An 18,504-nucleotide genomic window follows, 5' to 3' on the forward strand; every position below is an offset into this window, starting at 1 on the left:
GTACGTGACGCCGTGTACGCCGGACTGAAGAACACTCCCTGTTGCCTGTGCGGCCGGGACGACACCCACACCCGGATCGCCGTGCCGCCGCGGGCGCTCCGGCTCATGGAGAACGGCGAGCCGATCGCGTGGCGCGACGTGGTCGGGACCGTGACGCTCCGCTTCTGCGCCGACGACTGGGACCTCGTGAGCGACCTCGCCGTCGAGATGGACGCGCACCCGCTCTCGCGGTGTAACGCGGCGCACGTCTCCCTCGACCTCCGCGAGGACCACGAGGCGCTGCTGTCGGCGACGAAGGCCGAGACGGACCAGACGGAACTGGAGACGCGACTGGCATCCGAGGCCGAGGCGACGCTCGACGCGGTCGACGATCCCTACACAGAGGAGCGCGACGTGGTCGAGGCGATCGTGGTGTTGCGCGCGTTAGAGGAGCTCGGCGTCCGGGAGCCCCCCGGCGACGCCGCCGCGCTGGCGCGCGACGACTGAGACGGTCGGGCGGCGCCGACGCCCGCTCACCGCCTGACCTCGAACCCGTCTTCCCCCTCCGGCGCGCCGTACTCGGCGTCCACGTCGTCGACCTCGGCGGCCCGGCTCCCGGTCTCACACCACGCCACCATGTCGCGAACGGCTCCCTCCGGACCCTCGAAGACGGCCTCGACCCGGCCGTCGTCGAGGTTCCGCACCCAGCCGTCGACGCCCTTCTCGCGGGCGGCGTCGCGGGTGCTCGCCCGGTAGTAGACGCCTTGGACGCGGCCCGAGACGAACACGTGCGCTCGAACGCGGTCGGTCATCGGTCGGTGGTGCGGCGCGCTGCCTGTTAAACGACCCGCCCGCGACCGACCGGCCGCCGACCGACCCGCGCCCGCAACCGACGCCTACTAACTCCCGCGCGCCGACGTGGGCGACATGGACCTGTTCGGAACCGCCGGGATCCGCGGCGGCGTCGAGGACCGCGTCACCCCGTCGCTCGCGCTCGCCGTCGGGCGGGCCGTGGGCGCCGAGATCCGATCGCGTACCGACGATTCGACCGCCGCGTCGACGCCCGAGCCGACGGTCGTCCTCGCCCGCGACGGGCGGGTGACCGGCCCGGCGCTCGCGGCCGCGATGGAGGCCGGTCTCTCCGCCGGCGGCGTCGCCGTCCGCCGCGCCGGGCAGCTCCCGACCCCGGCGCTCGCGTACGCCTCGCGGGGGCGCTACGGCGTGATGCTCACCGCGTCCCACAATCCGCCGACGGACAACGGGATCAAGCTGTTCCGCGACGGGACGGAGTTCGACCGCGACGCTGAGCGCGCCGTCGAGTCGCGGGTCGCCGACGAGGAGCCGGTCGCTCCGTGGGACGAGTGGACCGAGCCGACTCGAACCGACCCGCTCGGCGACTACCTCGCCGCCGTCCGCGAGTACGCTGCGGGGTTCGGCGCGCCCCTCGACGGGCTCCGGGTCGCGGTCGACTGCGGAAACGGGATGAGCGCGCCCGCGACGCCGACCGTCCTCCGCGAACTCGGCGCCGACGTGGTCACGCTCAACGGGAACGTCGACGGGCACTTCCCCGGCCGCGGGAGCAAGCCGACCCCGGAGACGCTCGCCGACCTGCGCGCGTTCGTCGCCGACGCCAACGAGGGCGTCGAGGACCCCGGACGGCCGGCCGACGACGGGAGGGGAGCGGGAGGCGACGGCGACGCGGACGAGACCGAGGGGTTCGCCTTCGGTATCGGTCACGACGGCGACGCCGACCGGATCGTGATCGTCGACGCGGACGGCGAGGTCGTCCACGAGGACACGGTGCTCGCGGTGCTCGCGGAGCGGTACACCCGCGCGAGCGACGCCGCTGACCCCGTCGTCGTGACGACGCCGAACGCCTCCGGTCGGATCGACGAACGCGTCCGCGACGCCGGCGGGCGCGTCGAGCGCGTCCGGCTCGGCGCGCTCCACGAGGGGATCGCCGCGGTCCGGGAGGACGCCAGCGCGGCCGGCGCCCTCGGCGAGGCCGGCACGGTCGGCGAGGCGGGCGCCGCGGGAGAGGTGGGCGCTGACACGCGCGTCGTCTTCGCGGCCGAACCGTGGAAGCACATCCACGTCGCGTTCGGCGGCTGGATCGACGGCGTGACCTCCGCGGCGGTGCTCGCGCGCCTCGTCGCCGACGAGGGGCTCGACGCGCTCCGCGGCCCGGTGACCGAGCGCCCGTACCGAAAGGTGAGCGTGGCCTGTCCCGACGACGCGAAGGAGCCGGCGATGGACCGGTTGGCGACGGCGTTGCCGGACGCATTCCCCGACGCCGCGGTGGACACCGACCACGGCGTCCGCCTGGAGTTCGACGACGCCTCGTGGACGCTGGTTCGGCCCTCCGGCACCGAGCCGTACGTCCGCGTGTACGCCGAGAGCGACGATGTCGACGCCCTCGTCGCCGAGGTCGAAGCCGTGGTCGAGGACGCGGTCGCGGACGCGTAGGGCCGGCCGGTCCGACCGCCGACGCCCCGTCGCGGACGCGTAGGGCCGGCCGGTCCGACCGCCGACGCCCCGTCGCGGACGCGTCGGCGACCCCGCGTCACCCCGTTCGGAACCGTGAGAGATTCGGGTTCGTGGATCAGACGGCGGCGATCGGGCGACTGATACCCCGGAATCGGGCCGCTTCTCTCCACGAACGTGCCACCTCGACACCGCGAGAACGACGAATTTATGCCGCGTTCCGACGGGGGTACGAGTGAGATGGCATCCGACTTCGATCGGCGGCGGTTCATCAAGGCGGCAAGCGCAGCGGGCCTCGTCGGCCTCGCCGGGTGTAGCGGCGGCCCGAGCGGTGACGGGGGCGACGGGGGCGACGGCGACGTGCCGGCGCGGATCGGCATCGTCTATTCCGACGGCGGACTGGGGGACAACTCGTTCAACGACGCGGCCCAGCAGGGGATCTTCCAGGCGGAAGAGGAGTTCGGCATCGCGTACGACGAGTCGGAGCCCGACGGCGCCGGCGAGTTCGAGCAGTTCCAGCAGCAGTACGCCGGCTCGACCGACCCGGCCTACGACCTGGTCTGTACGATCGGGTTCAATCAGGGCGACTCGCTCTCGCAGACCGCGCCCGAGTACCCCGACCAGGACTTCATGATCGTCGACACCGTCGTCGACGAACCGAACGTCGCGAACTACCTGTTCCGCGAGCACGAGGGCTCGTTCCTGATGGGCGTGCTCGCCGGCCGCCTGACCGAGACCGAGTTCTCGGCCGGCGCCGGCGAGACGGACCCGGACTCGACGACCGTCGGGTTCGTCGGCGGCGTCGACAGCCCCGTCATCCGCCGGTTCCAGGCCGGGTTCGAGGCCGGCGTCGACTACGCGACCGACGACGTCGACGTCACCACGAGCTACGTCGGCAGCTACGCCGACCCCACCGGCGGGCAGGAGGCGGCGCTGTCGATGTACCAGAGCGGCGCGGACGTCGTCTACCACGCCTCGGGCGCGACGGGCGTCGGCGTGTTCCAAGCCGCACAGGAGGAGGGGCGGTTCGCCTTCGGCGTCGACCAGGACCAGTCGGTCTCCAACGAGTCGTTCTCGGACGTCATCCTGGCGTCGATGGTGAAACGCGTCGACACCGCGGTGTACGAGTCGATCTCGAACGTCATCGACGACAATCACCAGGGCGGGTCGACCACCGCGCTCGGCTTGGAGTCCAACGGCGTCGAGTGCGTCTACGGGCAGGAGATCGGCGACCAGGTCCCAGACGAGATCGCGACCGCCGTGGCCGACGCGCGCGACGAGATCATCGCCGGGAACATCGAGGTCCCGGAGACGACGAGCAACTGAACGCGGCGCCGCCGACTCGAAGCCGAACCCCGCTGGCGGAATTTTTTTGCTCCGGTCGGGCGACGGAGTGTCCCTCGTTCCGGTCGGACGACGAACAGGACCGGGCGCAGTAGCTCGGAATCCGGGCGCTTTTAGGCTCCGGCGCGGAGTTACGGGTGAATGAACCCGGCGGTCCACTTGGACGGTATCACGAAGCGATTCCCCGGGGTCGTCGCGAACGACGACGTCGATCTCGCGGTGGAGCGCGGGAGCGTCCACGCCCTCCTCGGCGAGAACGGGGCCGGCAAGACCACGCTGATGAACGTCCTGTACGGTCTCTACCGGCCGACCGAGGGGACCGTCCGGCTCGACGGCGAGCCGCGGTCGTTCGACTCGCCGCGGGACGCGATCGACGCGGGCGTCGGCATGATCCACCAACACTTCATGCTCGTCGACCCGATGACGGTGTGGGAGAACGTCGTCTTAGGCAACGAGCCGACGACTTGGGGCGGACTCCGCGTCGACAGGGAGGCGGCGCGGGAGGCCGTCGTCGAACTGAGCGAGCGGTACGGCTTCGACGTGGACCCGGACGCGACGATCGCGGACATCTCGGTCGGAGAGCAGCAGCGCGTCGAGATCCTGAAGGCGCTGTACCGCGGCGCCGAGGTGCTCATCATGGACGAGCCGACCGCGGTGCTGACGCCGCAGGAGGTCGAGGAGCTGTACGGCGTCTTCGAAGAGCTCACCGAACAGGGGAAGACGATCATCTTCATCTCGCACAAGCTCGGCGAGGCGCTGTCGGCGGCCGACGACATCACCGTCCTCCGCGACGGGGTCAACGTGGGCACCGTCGCCGCGGCCGACGTGACGCGCGAGGAGCTCGCGGAGATGATGGTCGGCCGGGAGGTGCTGATGGACCCCGCCACGTCGCCCCGAGAGACGGGCGAGCGCGTGCTGGAGGTGACCGACCTGTGCGTCGAGGACGATCGGGGCGTCGAGGCGGTCTCGGACCTGTCCTTCGAGCTCCGGGGCGGGGAGATCCTGGGGATCGCGGGCGTCGACGGCAACGGACAGTCACAGCTCGCCGAGGCGATCACGGGTCTGCGCGAGACGGCGTCCGGGGAGATCCGCTACCGCGGCGAGTCGATGGTCGGGCAGACCCGCCGCGACCGGATCGACCGCGGGATGGCGTTCATCCCCGAAGACCGACAGGAGCGCGGCCTGGTGATGTCATACGACCTCACCGAAAACGGGGTCCTGGGGAGCCAACACGACCCGCCGTTCGCGCGCGGCGGACGGCTCGACTGGGGCGCGGCGCAGGACCACGCCGAGTCCGTCATCGAGCAGTACGACGTCCGGCCGCCGGACGCCGACGCGGAGGCCGAGTCGCTGTCGGGAGGGAACCAGCAGAAGTTCATCGTCGGGCGGGAGTTCGAGCGCGACCCTGAGCTGGTCGTCGCCGCCCACCCCACCCGCGGCGTCGACATCGGCTCCACGGAGTTCCTCCACGACCGGCTGCTCGAACTGCGCGCCGAGGGGAAGGCGGTCCTGCTCGTCTCCTCGAAGCTCGACGAGGTACAGGGGCTCTCCGACCGGCTCGCGGTGATTCACGAAGGAGAGTTCACCGGAGTCGTCGACCCCGCGAGCGTGACCGAAGAGGAGATCGGGCTGCTGATGGCGGGCGAGTCGCTCGACGACGACTCGGTCGAACGGGCGGCGATCCACGACGCCGGCGGCGCGCCGGACGAGGTCGACGGCGGGGCGGCCGACGACGAGGGGGTGGACGCGTGAGCGATTCGGCGCCCGACGGGGACCGTACGGAGTCCCTCCTCGCCCGCGTGGTCGCCCCGTTCGTCGACCGGAGCGTCGCCGAGCGGCTCGTCATCAGCGTCGCCGCGATCCTCCTCTCGATCGTCGTCGGCTTCGCGCTCGTGCTCGTCTCCGGCCGGATCGCGCAGTGTTCGACCGCGGCGTGGACGATGCCGCTCACCGGGATCGGCTTCTGTTACGACCCGATCGAGGTGTACGTCGTGCTGTTCAACGGCGCGCTCGGGTACCCGTTCGCCGTCGGCGACCCCGGGCTGTTCAACCCCGCGTGGACGCCGTTCAACCTCTCGTTCGGTCTGACGCTCTCGGAGACGACGCTCCTGATCTTCACCGGGCTCTCCGTCGCCGTCGCCTTCCGCGCCGGCCTGTTCAACATCGGCACGCAGGGGCAGCTCGTCGTCGGGGCGCTCTCGACCGCCCTCTCGGTCCTCGCGCTCGCGCCCCTGCTCCCGGCCGGCCCGGTCGCCGGTGCCGTGCTGATCGTCGTCGGGACCGCGGCGGGCGCGGTCGGCGGCGGACTCTGGGGCGCGATACCCGGCGCGCTCAAGGCGTACGCCGACGCCAACGAGGTGATCACGACGATCATGCTCAACTTCGTCGCCGCGAACGTCGCGTACGTGCTCGTGTTGGAGGTGTTCCGCGCCGAGGGCTCCTCGGTGGTCGCCACCCGCTACGTCCCAGAATACGCGCAGTTCCCGTCGGTGCTATTCCCCCCGTCCACCGACTTCGCGCTGCTCGCGCTGGCAGGGGGCATCGCCTTCATCGGCGCGCTCTACTACTTCGTCGAGCACACGTCGCTCGGGTACGACCTCCGGACGAGTGGCGTCCAGGCGGCCGCGGCCGAGTACGGCGGTGTGAACGCGAAGCTCACGACCGTGCGGGCGATGACGTTGTCCGGCGCGCTCGGCGGTATCGGCGGCGCGGTGTGGGTGCTGATGTCCGAGGGGCGGTGGATGGCCTCGATCCCGGACCTCGGCTTCGACGGGATCACCGTCTCGATCCTGGCCGGGAACAACCCGATCGGCGTGCTGCCGGCGGCGTTCCTCTTCGGGGTCCTGAAGGGCGGCGCCTTGGAGATCGGCTTCCGGACCGACGTTCCCACGGAGCTCGTCGCCGTGCTGCGCGGGCTCATCATCCTGTTCGTCGCGATGCCGGAGTTCTTCCGGATGATCGGTCGATACACCGGCGTCGGGGGGACTGCCGGCGGCCCGGGCGGCGCGGCGTCGGCGGAGTCAGATGCCTCCGCCGGCGGCGACGGGGGTGAAGCCGATGCGTAACCCGCTCTCGCCGGCGTCGCTCCTCGAAGGCGCGAGCGAGTCGGGGTACGTCCGTTCGCTTATGGCCGGCACCGTCGGAGTGCTCGCGCTGCTCGGCGTGTCCGGGCTCGCGTTCCCCGACTCCGTGGCGGGCGACCTCGCGGGCATCGTCTTCTCGACGAGTACCGCCACGTCGACGGCGCGGCTCGCGGCGCCCATCGTGCTCGCCGGACTCGGCGGCATCTTCGCCGAGAAGTCCGGCGTCATCAACATTGGCCTAGAGGGGCTCCTCATCATCTCGGCGTTCGTGTCGGTGTACGCCGCGTCGGTCGTCGGCGTGGGCAACGCCGTCCTCGGCGTCCCGGCGCTCGCGATCGCGTTCCTCGCCGGCATCGCGGCGTCGACGTTCCTGTCGGCGGTGTTCGCGGTGGTCTGTATCGAGTTCAAGGCCGACCAGATCATCGCCGGGCTGGCCGTCTGGCTCATCGCGTTGGGGCTCGCGCCGTTCCTGTCGACCGTGTTCTTCGGCGGCGTCAACACGCCGAACCTCGGCGTGAGCGTCGGCTGGCAGTACTCGGCGACGATGGTGGTTTTCGCGACCGCCGGCTCGTGGTGGCTGTTGAACAAGACCGCGTTCGGCAAACACCTCCGCGCGGCGGGCGAGAACCCGAAGGCGCTCGACACGGTCGGCGTCTCCGTCTCGAAGGTGCGCTACGCCGGGGTGCTGCTCTCGGGCGTCCTCTCCGGAGTGGGCGGCTCGGCGCTGGCGCTGTCCATCGGGCAGTTCGTCGGCTCCGGCGAGACGATGGTCCAGGGCAAGGGGTTCATCGCCATCGTCGCGTACCTGTTCGGCAACTACAATCCGCTCGGGACGCTCGGCGCGGGCGCGCTGTTCGCCGGCCTCGACGCGATACAGATCCGGCTCCAGCAGCTCGGGTACGCGATCCCGGACACGCTGGTCCAGACCATCCCGTACGTCGTCGTGATCGTCGTCCTCACGCTGGTCGGCCGGACGCAGATCCCCGAGGCCGCGGGCGAACACTACGAGACCGAGGAGTAGCTCGCGCCCGCTGACGACCTCCCGGGTCCGGACGGTCAGTCCGACGCCTCGGTCTCCTCGGTCGGCGAGGGCAGTCGCAGGTCGGCGAACGCCTCGGTGTCGCCGATCCCCGTGACGATCTTGACCTCGTCGGTGATCGGGACGCCGACGCAGGAGAGGCGGGCGTTCGCCCCGCGGATCTGCTCGTCGGAGAGGATCGACTGCCCCGGCATCGCCACGTCGCCCTTCACCACGACCACGGCGCAGTTGGAGCAGGCGCCGCCGCGGCAGGCGTACGGCCACGACCGGCCGCCGCGCTCCGCCGCTTCCAGGATCGACTCGCCGGGCTCGACGAGGAAGCGGCCGTACTCCGGGAGGTCGAGGTCGGCGTTTGCGGCCTTCTCGAAGAGGTCCTCATCGTCGAGCGACCAGCCGTGCTCGGTCAGCGCGTCGCGGTCGAGGTGATAGACGGTAGACGGCGACCCGGTGCGGACCGGTTCGACCGACCCCTCCGCGTACCGCCGAACCACGTCGGCCGCCTCGCCGACCGGCTCGTCGCCGAGGTCGTCGAACCAATCGCGGACCGTCGCGGGCGCGAGGTTCGACTCCGCGGCGACCGCCCCGATGTCGACCCCTTCGAGCCGGGCGACCGTCGAGACGAGCCCCGGCGAGTCGAGGGCCGTGATCGTCTCCTCGACCCACTCCTCGGAGCGGTCGTACCACGAAGCGAGTTCGGCCGTGCCGATACCTCGGTCGTACGCGACGGCGGTCATCAGCGCCGCGGTCGCCTCCGCCGACCGGACCTCCGAGAGCCACGCCCGGAGCCGGTCGGCGTCGACCCGTTCGAGTTGCCCCATGTCCGTATCGTTCGTTTCGAGGCCGTTAAACGACGAGCCTGAACAGTTAGGCTCCGGACGCGCCCCGGCTCGCCCCGGCCATCGCGAAATTCGTCGGCGCGCGGCCGACCGAAACGGGAGCAAAGAGTTTTGCCCGGCGCACGACACGGTCCGGTAATGGATATCGACGAGTACGACGTCGTCGTGGCGGGGGCCGGGACCGCCGGCTGCTACGCCGCCGCGACGATCGCGAACGAGGGGCTCGACGTCGTCATCGTGGAGCGGAAGGACGCCGAGGAGGCCGGCCACATCGCCTGCGGCGACGCCCTGAAGGGCGCCGACGCCTTCCCCGAAGCGATCCCGAAGGACCGACTCGAACCCGCGTTCACGAACACCGGCGTCGACCACGGTCGCTTCGAGATCCCGCAGGAGGACACGGTCCTAGAGATCCCCGTCCCCGGCGAGCTCGCCGTCATCGATCGCTGGGAGTACGGCCGCCAGCTCATCTCCGGGGCCGAGGACGCGGGCGTCGACTTCCACTACGACACCGTCATCAACGACGTGAGACAGAACGAGAGCGGCCGCGTCACCGGTATCCACGCGGTGCGGAAGGGCGACCCGCGGACGTACGAGGCGGACGTCGTGATCGACGGTGCCGGGTCGCTCTCGCTGCTCCAAGACAAGGCGGACTTCGAGGAGACGACCTTCGACACGAACGTCCGGTACTCGCAGTTCTGCTCGGCGTACCGCGAGATCGTCGACGTGCCGGAGCCGGTGGAGTGGGACGACGCGCTGGTGTTCAAGGCGACCGACCGCGCGGCGGGCTACCTCTGGTACTTCCCGCGGACCGCGACGGAGATCAACGCCGGCCTCGGCTTCCAGATGACGGAGGAGCCGATGAAGCTCGTCGAGTCGCTGAAGAAGGACCTCCGCGACCGCCCCGAGTTCGAGGGCGCGGAGGTCCGCGACAAACTGGGCGCCGCCCTGCCCACCCGACGCCCCTACGACTCGGCGGTCGCGCCGGGGTACATGGCGGTCGGCGACGCGGCGGGTCACGTGAACCCGACGACCGGAGGGGGAATCGCCGGCGCGGCGTACGCGGGCAAGTATGCCGGCGAGCAGGCCGTGAAGGCCGTCTCGGACGACGACGTGAGCGAGGAGAACCTCTGGCGGTACAACACCCGCGTGATGGACCACTTCGGCGGCCGGTACGCTGGCCTCGACGTGTACAACGTCCTCGCGACTTCGGTCGACGTGGACAACCTCATGGGGCTGCTCGCGTCGCTGCCGGGCGAGAAGCTCGCGGAGGCGCTGTACGAGGGGTCGACCTCGATGTCCTTCGGGCTGAAGCTGAAGGCCGCGGTCAAGTCGTTCGGCTACTGGGGGACGATCCGGAACTTCTACCAGACGAAGTCGCTGGCGGACGAGCTGATCGGCCACTACGAGGAGTACCCGACGAGCCCCGCCGCGATGGCGAACTGGACCCGCCAGCGCGACGACATCATGGACCGCGTCTACGAGACGACCGGCGCCGACGCGAAGTACTGAGGCCGTGAGCGGCTACCGGCTCACTACCGTCGAGACGGTGCGCGAGCAGGGCTCGTGGGCGTTCACGGCTCGTGAGGGCGACGAGGACCGCGAGGTGTTCCTCGTGCCGTGCGCGGACGAGTCGGATGAGCGCGACGACGAGGACCCGCCGGTGCGCGCGTGGATCAACCGCTGTACCCACGAGGACCAGCGGCTTCACCGCGAGGCGGTGGGCGCCGTCACCCGCGGCGGCTCCGTCGTCTGCCCGAAGCACGGTTCGGCGTTCGACGCGTGCGACGGCGGCTGCGACAACGGCGAGGCGGCGGGCACGACGCTCCGATCGGTGGACGTGACCGTCCGCGACGGCGCGGTGTTCCTGACCGACGACGACCTCAGCTACCTCCGCGAGGGGTTGCCGGACGAGGACGACGACGACGGCGCGGGGCCGTCGTCGAGCTCGCACCTCACCTTCTGAACGGGGCGAGATTCGGCGGACCGGCGACGTCTACGGCTGCGCCTCCGCGACTCGCCGGATCGCGCCGGCGATCACGTCGATGCCGAGCGACAGGTCGTCCTCGACCACGTCGAAGTCGGTGGTGTGGTGCCCGCCCGGGTGGTCGGTGCCGACGCCGAGGTAGCAGGCGAGCCCGCCCTGATCTTGGACGCGGTTCATCAGGTACGTAGCGTCCTCGGAGCCGCCGAGGTCGTCGCTGTCGACGACGTTCGTGACGCCCTCGACGTCGCCCGCGGACTCCCGGACGAGGGCGGCGAGCGCGTCGTCGCTCGTCGCGCTGGGCGCCTCGCCGAGCGTCGACACCTCGACCTCGCAGTCGTGCATCGCCGCGGCGGAGTCGAGGATGCGGTCGGCGTGGTCGGACATGTACTCGGCGAGCTCCGTCGTCTGTCCGCGGAGCTCGCCCTCGATGTGCGACTCCTCGGGGATGATGTTCGTCGCGGTGCCGCCGCCGACGAGCCCAGCGTTCACGCGCGTGGGGCCGTCGGCATGCCGCGGGATGGCGTAGAGGTTCTGGACCGCCGCCGCCATCGCCTGAACCGAGTTCCGACCCTGCTCGGGGCGCGCGCCGGCGTGCGCGGGCTCGCCGGAGAACTCCGCGAGGAAGTGCCGCACCGCGAGGAATCCCTCGACGCCGCAGACGACCTCGCCGGACGGGTGATCGAGGCCGACGTGGACCGCGTAGAGGTAGTCGACGTCGTCGAGGTGGCCCGACTCGGCCATCGGCTTCCCGCCTGCGACCTGCTCCTCGCCCGGCTGGAAGAACACCTTGAGCGTGCCGGAGAAGTCGGAGTCGAGGACGGCGTCGAGCGCGCCGAGCCCCATCGTCGCGTGGGCGTCGTGGCCGCAGGCGTGCATGAACCCCTCGTGCTCGGAGCGGAACCCCTCGGCGGCCGGGACGTGCTCGGCCGACTCAGACTCCGTGATCGGGAGCGCGTCGATGTCGACCCGCAGGCCGATCACGGGGCCGTCGCCGCGCTCGACGACCGCGACGCAGCCGGTGTAGCCGCCCGAGAGCCGGTCGAGGATATCCGGGTCAGCGCCCGCCTCGCGCGCCTGCTCCTCCCACTCCGCAAGCTCCTCGTCGTCGGGGACGTTCAGTCGCTCGTCGGTCGCCAGCGCGTCCGGGCCGACGTGGAACTCCGTCAGGTCCCGCTCGCGGAGGGCCTCGACGATGCGGGCGGTGGTGTAGAACTCGCGCCACGCGGGCTCGGGGTGGCGGTGGAGGTCGCGGCGGAACGCGCGGTACTCGTCGTCTTCGAGAACGCTCATACCCGTGGGTGGCCCGGGGACAGGTTAAAACGTCGGCTGCCGGAGAGCGACGGGGACCGCATCGGAGCCGACCGCGGGCGGCTCACTCCTCGGCCGTCCCCATCCGCTCAGAGTAGTCCCACGCGTGGATCCGCTCCGGTTCGATCCGGATCTCGACCTCCTCGCGCTCGGATCGCAGGAGCCGGTCGGCGGTCGGGTTGTCCGTGCCGCCGAGGTACTTCGTCAGGAGCGACCGCAGGAGCCGCTTCCCATCGTCTGGTCGGACCGTCGCCCGGCCGCGGCCGCGGACCCCCTTGTACGGCGGGTCGTTCGTCGACACGTCGAAAGAGACGCTGTCGTCGTGGTCGACGAACTCGACCAGATCGGCGTTCGCGCTCGTCGCACAGCGGATCGCGCCGGGCGGCCGCGCCGCGCCGTCGCCGTCGTCTCCACCGTCGGCGCTCCCCCCGTCCGGGTCCCACGCGAACCACAGCGAGACGATCCACGGACGGTCGCCCGGGGTACGGCAGCCGAGGCGGACCGGGACGGACGCGGCGGCGAGGAACTCGTCGACGCGGTCGCGGTCCCACGGGCCGGTCGGGTCCATACCGATCCTACGCCCGCGCCCCGCCTAACAGTTGCGGCGCCCGGACTCGATCGAGGTCGACGGCCGAACCACTCGGAGCCCGGCGGCTCCGGAACACAAGAGAATTGACGGTCCCCCCGCGAGAGGTGGTATGACCGACTACTTCGAGGTCCACGAGCGCGACGGCGCCGCCCGGCTCGGGGAGGTCCGCCTCGCCGAGCCCGTGTCCACGCCGGCGCTGGCGGACCCGTTCCTCGACGACGCCGGAAGTCTTTGGGCCGGTGACCGCGAGGTCCCAGACGGCGACGAGACCGCGCTGACGGTGCTTCCCCACAGGGCGTTCCCCGCGGGGACCCGCGACGAGGTGCGCGAGTCGTTCGCGGTCGACCACCCCGGCGTCGCGTTCCCCTCGGCCGCGGTCGTCGACAGTCGGAGCGCCCGCGACCTCGGCGCCGACGCGTACCTGCTCTCGGACGCGCAGGGGTTCGTCGGCCACGGCGAGGCGTTCCGGGACGCGATCCTCCGCGCGAAGTCGGCGCTGCCGCCGGACGCCGCGCTCGGCCTCTCCGGCGTCGCGACCCCGCGGAACGTCGCGCTCCTCGCGTACGCCGGCGCCGACCTCGTCGACGCGACGCGCGCCCGGACGAAGGGGACGCAGGGGATGTACCTCACCGCCGACGCGGAACACTTCCTCGAAGACTTGGAGGAGCTCCCCTGCGCCTGCCCGGCCTGCGCGAAACCCCGAAGCGAGTTCACCCGGGACGACTGCGCCGACCACAACGCCAACGCGCTGCGGGCCGAGCTTCGGCGGGTCCGCGAGCGGATCCGGAGCGGCCGCCTGCGCGATTACATCGAGGCGCAGGCCCGCCACGAGGGGTGGCTCACGGCCGCGTTCCGCGAGTTCGACGACCAGTGGGGGTACTTGGAGGAGCGGACGCCGCTCATGCGCGACGCGGAGGTGACGGCGGCGTCGGCGGAGACGCTCGACCGCGTCGAGATCCGTCGGTTCGCCGACCGCGTCACGAGCCGCTACCGGAACCGGTTCACCGACCAGCCGCTCGTGTTGGTCCCCTGCTCGGCGACGAAGCCGTACAGCGACTCCCAGAGTCACCGCCAGTTCCACGACGCGATCAAGTGGCGCGGCCACACCGTCTCGATTACCTCCCCTATCGGCGTGGTGCCGCAGGAGCTCGAGACGACCTACCCCGCTCAACACTACGACTCGGTCGTCACGGGCGACTGGAGCGAAGACGAGATCGAGTTCGTCGCGGAGGTCCTCCGGCGGTATCTCGAACGCAACGACTACTCGCGCGTCGTCGCGCACGTCCCCGAGGACGGGTACCGCGAGATCTGCGAGCGCGTGGAGAGCGACCCCGCGATCGACGCCGACTTCGAGTACACCTGCGTCGACCACCCGACGACCGACGAGTCGCTCGGCGAACTGAACGCCGCCCTCCAGGGCGAGCCGGCGTACAGCAAGCGGGAGCGCGAGCACAACACGGTTCGCGCTATCGCCGATTACCTGCTCGGCGACGGCGCGGGCGACGACCTGTTCGGCGGTCTCGGCGCGAGCGGCGGAGGCGACCGATACGGCGGCGAGGCCGACGTCCGCACTACCGGCCGCTACCCCAAGCTCCAGGTGTGGGGCGACGAGCCCGACGCCGGCCGCGAGGGCGAGCCGGGCGAACAGCTCGCGACGATGGTCCCGCAGTACGGCACGCTCTCGTTCACCCTCGCCGGCGCGCGCCGCTGGGTCGAGAGCGACGCGCCGACGAAGCGGGTGGAGATCGATCAGTTCGTCCCGCGTGGCTCCGTGCTCGCGCCGGGCGTCGTCGACGCGGACGACGATATTCGGGTCGGCGACGAGGTCGTCATCGAGGGGCCGAAGGCGTTCGCGGTCGGCCGCGCGGCGATGTCTGGCCCAGAAATGGCGGGATCGACCCGCGGCGTCGCCGTCGAGGTGCGGCACGGAGAGGAGAAGTAACTGGACGGCTCCGGTGAACTCCTCGGCGGACGATCGCCTTCAGTTGTCGCGCCGGACCCGGAGCCCGTTTCGATGTCGGCCCGCTACGACTCGGGAGCGCTCCGCGAGAAGTTCCCCGAACTATCGGCGTTGCGAGCGCTTCACTCGTCGGCCTCGGATCCCTCCGCGCCGCCGAGTTCGGACAGTTCGGTTTCCAATTCCTCGGAGTCTTCGAGGAGCAACCCCGTCCCGCCCGCGGCGATCATACCGACGCCGATCGCACGGAGCTGCCGGAGGTACGCCGGCTTCGCTTCGAGCTCCGACGCGTTGTCGAAGTTCTTCCCGATCATCTTTTTGCTGAGCCTGACGCTCGCCCGCGGGAAGAGCGCGGTGACGACCCCTTGGACGAGTATCATTGCGGACCCGAATAGACGGCCTTTCTCACAGCCTTTCATACACGGTAGTACGTCTCGCCGCCGGATAACTATTGCCCCTAACACGCAATACCGCCGCGTCAGTTTTCTTCAGATGCTCATTTCCAGCTACTTCTTCCGTATATATTGTGAACTATTTACAACACTATGTTTATCCGTAGGGCGCCTGTATACGACCTATGATGAGAGACGCTGAGGCGGCGGACCGATGTGGTGGAACCGCCGTCGCTGCGACCGCGAAGCAGCGCCCGACAGACTCGCCGCTCGGAGCCGACACCCCGTCGCGCGTCGGGCCGTCCCCGGACGGGAGGTCGGCATGACCGCACGGAATCCGATAGCCGCTCGGACGCTCGCCGTCCGCGGGGCCGGGACGTTCCTGATCGGGGTCGCCGTCAATCTCGCTCTCGGGTGGATCGCGTTGACCGGGGGTCTCGTGGCGTTGACGGAGTTCTTCCGGTACCCCCCGATCGTCGTCTGGACGCTGTTGGGAACGATCGGTGCGGCCGTTATCTACGGGGCGCTCACGCGTTTCTCCGCGACGCCGGACCGGACGTTCGTCCGCGTCGCCGTCGCCGCGCTCGTCCTGTCGTTCGTCCCCGATGTCGGCCTGCTCGTCGCCGTCGAGGGCGTGACGACGAGCGAGGCCGTCGCGCTGATGGCGCTTCACGTCCCGCCGGCGATCACCGCGATGATCGCGCTCCCGAACACTCCGTTCGGGCGTTAGCCAGCTTCCGGAGTTTACACCTTCGCGAGGCCGGCCGAACCCGCACTCCTCAGTCGTCGGCGGTCGCCTCGGGTCGGTACGCCTCGCTGATCTTCTTCCACTTCCCCGACCGGAACCGGAGGTAGTTGATCGCGGCGGGGATCGTCGTCTCGGCCATGAACGCGAAGTAGAGTCCCCACAGCCCGATCGCCGGGAGCGCCACCTCGGGGACCGTGAGGCCGACGAGCGGGAGGTCGATCGCGGGTGTCGCGTCGTGTGCGCCGACGTACGCGAGCGGGATCGACACGCAGAACATCCCGAGGAACTGGCTCGCGAAGGGGATCTTCGTGTCGCCGGCGGCGTCGAGGGGGCCGGCCGCCCCGCCGGAGACGCCTTGGAAGATCACCGCGGCGCAGGCCGCGTACACGAGGTTGACGGCGATCGGTATCTCCGGGCTGTCGGGCGACTCGGCGAACAGCGAGACGATGTCGGTGGCGAAGACGGCGATCAGCACCGCGGAGACGGCGTACGTCGCCACCGAGAAGCGGATGATGTCGCGGGCGTACGCCTCCGCTTCGTCCGGGCGCTCGACGCCGAGCTCCTGCCCGACGAGGCTGGAGGAGGCGAGGCCGAACCCCCAGCCGGGCGTGTTCATGATCCCCCAGATGCGGCGGGCGATGACGAACGCGGCCACGGTGTTTTCCCCGAACACGTCGAGGATGGCGAGCATCGGGAACTCGGCGGCCGTCCACACGAGGTTGCGCGCCCCGACCGGGACGCCGATCTCGACGAGGTCGCGGAGCATGCCGGGGTTCAGGTACGAGCCGGTCGGGTCGATCGCGACCGGGAACTCGCCGATGAGGGGGGCGCTCCCGCGCACGAGGCCGACGGTGAAGCCGCCGACCGCGAGCACGTTCGAGAGGACGGTGCCGACCGCGGCCCCCTCGACGCCCCAGCCGAACCCGAAGATGAACAGCGCGCTGAGGGCGATGTTCGCGACCGCGCCGCCGGCCCGGACCTGCATCGCGGTGTAGGCGTCGTCGCAGCCGACGAGGATGCGGCTCCCGACGAGGTTGAGCGCGGCGAACGGGACGCCGAGGCCGACGACGCGGAGGTAGTCCGCGCCGTAGGCGATCGCCGCCTCGTTGCTGCTCAACACGTCGATGAGCGCGGGGGCGAACAGCCAGAACGCCGCGCTGACCGGCAGCGTGATCGCCACCGCGAGGAGGACGCTGGAGCGCACCGCGTCCCCCAGTTCGCCGAACGCCTCGGCGCTGTACCGCTGGGAGACCAAGGCGATCGTGCCGCCGGCGACGCCGCCGCCGAACGCGAACGCGAGCCCCCAGTAGGGCCCCGCGAAGCCGACGCCGGCGACGGCGCTCGTGCCGACCGCGACGCCGACCATCGCGACGTCGACCGCGTTCTTCGACATCCGGGCGATCCCGGTGACGATCCGGGGCCACGCGAGGTCGGTGGTCCGCACCACCCGGTGACGGTCGATCAGCCCGGCCCTCGCGAGGGCGAAGCCGATGTAGAGGATCAGCGCGCGGAAGGGGTTCGGCAGCCGAGAGATCAGCTCGCGGAGGGAGTTCGGAAGGCGAGACACGGCAGATGCCCGCCTTTTCCGCTGGCGGCTAAAGGAGTTTCGTCACGCGGCAGGCGGTTCCGGATCGAGCGGGGGTCGCGGGCCGAGCCGTCGCCCGATCAGGCGCCCGAGACGAGGTAGACGGCCGCGGCGGCGAAGACGATCCCGAGCCCCTTCCGAGCCGTGAACGACTCACCGAGGAAGAGGAAGCCGATCACCGACGAGAAGACGAGGAACATCGCGAAGATGGGCGTCACGACGCTCACCGGACCCGCGGAGAGCGAACGGTACAGTGCGAGGATCCCGATACCGAGGAACACGCCCGCGGCGAGCACGTGCGCCAGCTTCGGCGAGGCGAGGTGGCCGGTGAACTCCTGTCCGGTGTACGCGATCACGCCGAGCGCCATGGCGACGAGCAGCGTGTTCGAGACGACGACGGCGACGTCGCTCGGGATCGCGTTCGGACCGGTCGTGGCGACGCGCATCAGCGGCGAGACGAGCGCGTACGCACCCATGGCGAGCAGCGCGTACGGGAGGTAGGTCGTGGCCGTAGCGTCCATACCACGGGGTCACCGCCCGGAGGCAAGTGCCTATCGACCCGCGTTCGGCGGCGGCCCCAGCGGGGCCGACTCGTCGGCCGACCGCGAGTCGTCGGGAACGTCGCCTTCGCGGTCGGCGTCCGAACCGCCCCGGTCGTGAACCGGGACGCAGACTGTCACCGCCGTCCCCCTCGGCTCGCGCTCCGCGAACGATATCCGGCCGCCGAGGTGGTCGACGCCCCACTTGACGATCCACAGGCCGATCCCGCTCCCGTGGCGCAGCGGCGTCTCGGTGCCGCGGTCCAACACGCCGTACTCCGCGGGGTCGATGCCGGGACCGTCGTCAGCGACGGTGACCTCGACCCAGCCGTCCTCGACGAGGGCGTCGATCCGGGCCCACGGCTCGTCCGCGTCGTTGTGTCGGACCGCGTTCGAACAGAGGTTCTCCAAGACGACCCGCAGCACCACCGACACCGAGACGGACGACACCGTTCCGACCTCGATCCGCGCGTCGGGATCGATCTCCCGCGCGTCGGCGACGGACGTGCGTCGTGGGGTATCGATCTACACTTACCCACGCCGTGAGGCGTTAACAAAACGCGAGCGCTCGCGGTATCAGCGGGCTCGGTCGAACGACGCGGGCACCTTCGGGGTTCAGTACGCTTTTGACACGAGC

General features: G+C 70.8%; 17 protein-coding genes and 1 pseudogene. 10 read left to right on the top strand and 8 right to left on the bottom strand.

Annotation, left to right across the window (positions count from 1 at the left end; genetic code table 11):
- The first annotated feature begins 12 nt into the window (after positions 1-12).
- Positions 13-486, top strand: coding sequence for a hypothetical protein (locus EXE47_RS07965; protein ID WP_086215896.1), 474 nt, complete (start codon positions 13-15; stop codon positions 484-486).
- 26 nt (positions 487-512) lie between these two features.
- Here the strand turns inward: EXE47_RS07965 and EXE47_RS07970 are convergent, their stop codons facing one another.
- Positions 513-791, bottom strand: a complete 279-nt coding sequence (locus EXE47_RS07970) for an acylphosphatase (protein ID WP_086220003.1) — start codon at positions 789-791, stop codon at positions 513-515.
- Positions 792-906: 115 nt separating this feature from the next.
- Between EXE47_RS07970 and EXE47_RS07975 the strand changes: the two genes are divergently transcribed.
- The 5 genes from EXE47_RS07975 to EXE47_RS07995 all read left to right on the top strand — a co-directional run bounded on the left by EXE47_RS07975 (position 907) and on the right by EXE47_RS07995 (position 7,911).
- Positions 907-2,445, top strand: a complete 1,539-nt coding sequence (locus tag EXE47_RS07975; protein ID WP_089307690.1) for a phosphomannomutase — start codon at positions 907-909, stop codon at positions 2,443-2,445.
- Positions 2,446-2,703: 258 nt separating this feature from the next.
- A complete protein-coding gene (locus tag EXE47_RS07980; RefSeq protein WP_086215894.1) occupies positions 2,704-3,789 on the top strand; it encodes a BMP family protein in 1,086 nt (361 codons plus the stop codon).
- Between the two features lie 159 nt (positions 3,790-3,948).
- The gene (locus tag EXE47_RS07985; protein ID WP_086220001.1) at positions 3,949-5,559 is read left to right on the top strand and encodes an ABC transporter ATP-binding protein; all 1,611 of its coding nucleotides are present in this window, start codon (positions 3,949-3,951) and stop codon (positions 5,557-5,559) included.
- Complete coding sequence (locus EXE47_RS07990) at positions 5,556-6,872, top strand: ABC transporter permease (RefSeq protein ID WP_049929645.1); 1,317 nt, start codon at positions 5,556-5,558, stop codon at positions 6,870-6,872. The genes EXE47_RS07985 and EXE47_RS07990 overlap by 4 nt, the downstream gene beginning before the upstream one ends.
- Positions 6,865-7,911, top strand: a complete 1,047-nt coding sequence (locus EXE47_RS07995) for an ABC transporter permease (protein ID WP_089307689.1) — start codon at positions 6,865-6,867, stop codon at positions 7,909-7,911. The genes EXE47_RS07990 and EXE47_RS07995 overlap by 8 nt, the downstream gene beginning before the upstream one ends.
- Positions 7,912-7,946: 35 nt before the next feature.
- Here the strand turns inward: EXE47_RS07995 and fer are convergent, their stop codons facing one another.
- A complete protein-coding gene (gene fer / locus EXE47_RS08000; protein WP_089307688.1) occupies positions 7,947-8,747 on the bottom strand; it encodes a ferredoxin Fer in 801 nt (266 codons plus the stop codon).
- Between the two features lie 156 nt (positions 8,748-8,903).
- Between fer and EXE47_RS08005 the strand changes: the two genes are divergently transcribed.
- Together EXE47_RS08005 and EXE47_RS08010 are read left to right on the top strand one after the other, a co-directional pair.
- Complete coding sequence (locus EXE47_RS08005) at positions 8,904-10,274, top strand: geranylgeranyl reductase family protein (protein WP_089307687.1); 1,371 nt, start codon at positions 8,904-8,906, stop codon at positions 10,272-10,274.
- Between the two features lie 4 nt (positions 10,275-10,278).
- On the top strand, positions 10,279-10,728 hold the full coding sequence (locus tag EXE47_RS08010) for a Rieske 2Fe-2S domain-containing protein (RefSeq protein ID WP_049929641.1): 450 nt from the start codon (positions 10,279-10,281) through the stop codon (positions 10,726-10,728).
- Between the two features lie 30 nt (positions 10,729-10,758).
- Here the strand turns inward: EXE47_RS08010 and EXE47_RS08015 are convergent, their stop codons facing one another.
- Together EXE47_RS08015 and EXE47_RS08020 are read right to left on the bottom strand one after the other, a co-directional pair.
- Positions 10,759-12,039, bottom strand: coding sequence for an amidohydrolase (locus tag EXE47_RS08015; protein ID WP_089307686.1), 1,281 nt, complete (start codon positions 12,037-12,039; stop codon positions 10,759-10,761).
- A gap of 82 nt (positions 12,040-12,121) precedes the next feature.
- Complete coding sequence (locus EXE47_RS08020) at positions 12,122-12,625, bottom strand: hypothetical protein (protein ID WP_049929639.1); 504 nt, start codon at positions 12,623-12,625, stop codon at positions 12,122-12,124.
- Positions 12,626-12,755: 130 nt separating this feature from the next.
- Between EXE47_RS08020 and arcS the strand changes: the two genes are divergently transcribed.
- On the top strand, positions 12,756-14,588 hold the full coding sequence (gene arcS / locus EXE47_RS08025) for an archaeosine synthase subunit alpha (protein ID WP_089307685.1): 1,833 nt from the start codon (positions 12,756-12,758) through the stop codon (positions 14,586-14,588).
- A 140-nt stretch (positions 14,589-14,728) separates the two neighbouring features.
- Here the strand turns inward: arcS and EXE47_RS08030 are convergent, their stop codons facing one another.
- Positions 14,729-15,022 carry a hypothetical protein gene (locus EXE47_RS08030; protein ID WP_049929637.1) on the bottom strand — a complete coding sequence of 98 codons (294 nt, stop codon included), beginning with the start codon at positions 15,020-15,022 and terminating at the stop codon, positions 14,729-14,731.
- A 295-nt stretch (positions 15,023-15,317) separates the two neighbouring features.
- Between EXE47_RS08030 and EXE47_RS08035 the strand changes: the two genes are divergently transcribed.
- Positions 15,318-15,725 (top strand): DUF6069 family protein, encoded by a 408-nt coding sequence (locus EXE47_RS08035; RefSeq protein WP_137708105.1) that lies wholly within the window; start codon positions 15,318-15,320, stop codon positions 15,723-15,725.
- A gap of 49 nt (positions 15,726-15,774) precedes the next feature.
- Here EXE47_RS08035 and EXE47_RS08040 read toward each other — a convergent pair whose 3' ends face one another.
- The 3 genes and pseudogenes from EXE47_RS08040 to EXE47_RS08050 all read right to left on the bottom strand — a co-directional run.
- A complete protein-coding gene (locus EXE47_RS08040; protein WP_049929635.1) occupies positions 15,775-17,310 on the bottom strand; it encodes an MATE family efflux transporter in 1,536 nt (511 codons plus the stop codon).
- A gap of 98 nt (positions 17,311-17,408) precedes the next feature.
- The gene (locus tag EXE47_RS08045) at positions 17,409-17,849 is read right to left on the bottom strand and encodes an EamA family transporter (protein WP_049929634.1); all 441 of its coding nucleotides are present in this window, start codon (positions 17,847-17,849) and stop codon (positions 17,409-17,411) included.
- A gap of 30 nt (positions 17,850-17,879) precedes the next feature.
- A pseudogene (locus tag EXE47_RS08050) lies at positions 17,880-18,371 on the bottom strand (sensor histidine kinase); the annotation flags it as partial.
- Positions 18,372-18,504: the final 133 nt, after the last annotated feature.

Origin of the sequence: Halorubrum sp. GN12_10-3_MGM, from assembly GCF_005435235.1 — an archaeon.
GTDB classification, from domain to species: domain Archaea; phylum Halobacteriota; class Halobacteria; order Halobacteriales; family Haloferacaceae; genus Halorubrum; species Halorubrum ezzemoulense.

Coding starts and splice junctions, on each gene's coding strand:
- EXE47_RS07970 (WP_086220003.1), bottom strand. CDS start 791: ATGACCGACCGCGTTCGAGCGCACGTGTTCGTCTCGGGCCGCGTCCAA.
- EXE47_RS07975 (WP_089307690.1), top strand. CDS start 907: ATGGACCTGTTCGGAACCGCCGGGATCCGCGGCGGCGTCGAGGACCGC.
- EXE47_RS07980 (WP_086215894.1), top strand. CDS start 2,704: ATGGCATCCGACTTCGATCGGCGGCGGTTCATCAAGGCGGCAAGCGCA.
- EXE47_RS07985 (WP_086220001.1), top strand. CDS start 3,949: ATGAACCCGGCGGTCCACTTGGACGGTATCACGAAGCGATTCCCCGGG.
- EXE47_RS07995 (WP_089307689.1), top strand. CDS start 6,865: ATGCGTAACCCGCTCTCGCCGGCGTCGCTCCTCGAAGGCGCGAGCGAG.
- fer (WP_089307688.1), bottom strand. CDS start 8,747: ATGGGGCAACTCGAACGGGTCGACGCCGACCGGCTCCGGGCGTGGCTC.
- EXE47_RS08005 (WP_089307687.1), top strand. CDS start 8,904: ATGGATATCGACGAGTACGACGTCGTCGTGGCGGGGGCCGGGACCGCC.
- EXE47_RS08015 (WP_089307686.1), bottom strand. CDS start 12,039: ATGAGCGTTCTCGAAGACGACGAGTACCGCGCGTTCCGCCGCGACCTC.
- EXE47_RS08020 (WP_049929639.1), bottom strand. CDS start 12,625: ATGGACCCGACCGGCCCGTGGGACCGCGACCGCGTCGACGAGTTCCTC.
- arcS (WP_089307685.1), top strand. CDS start 12,756: ATGACCGACTACTTCGAGGTCCACGAGCGCGACGGCGCCGCCCGGCTC.
- EXE47_RS08030 (WP_049929637.1), bottom strand. CDS start 15,022: ATGAAAGGCTGTGAGAAAGGCCGTCTATTCGGGTCCGCAATGATACTC.
- EXE47_RS08035 (WP_137708105.1), top strand. CDS start 15,318: ATGACCGCACGGAATCCGATAGCCGCTCGGACGCTCGCCGTCCGCGGG.
- EXE47_RS08045 (WP_049929634.1), bottom strand. CDS start 17,849: ATGGACGCTACGGCCACGACCTACCTCCCGTACGCGCTGCTCGCCATG.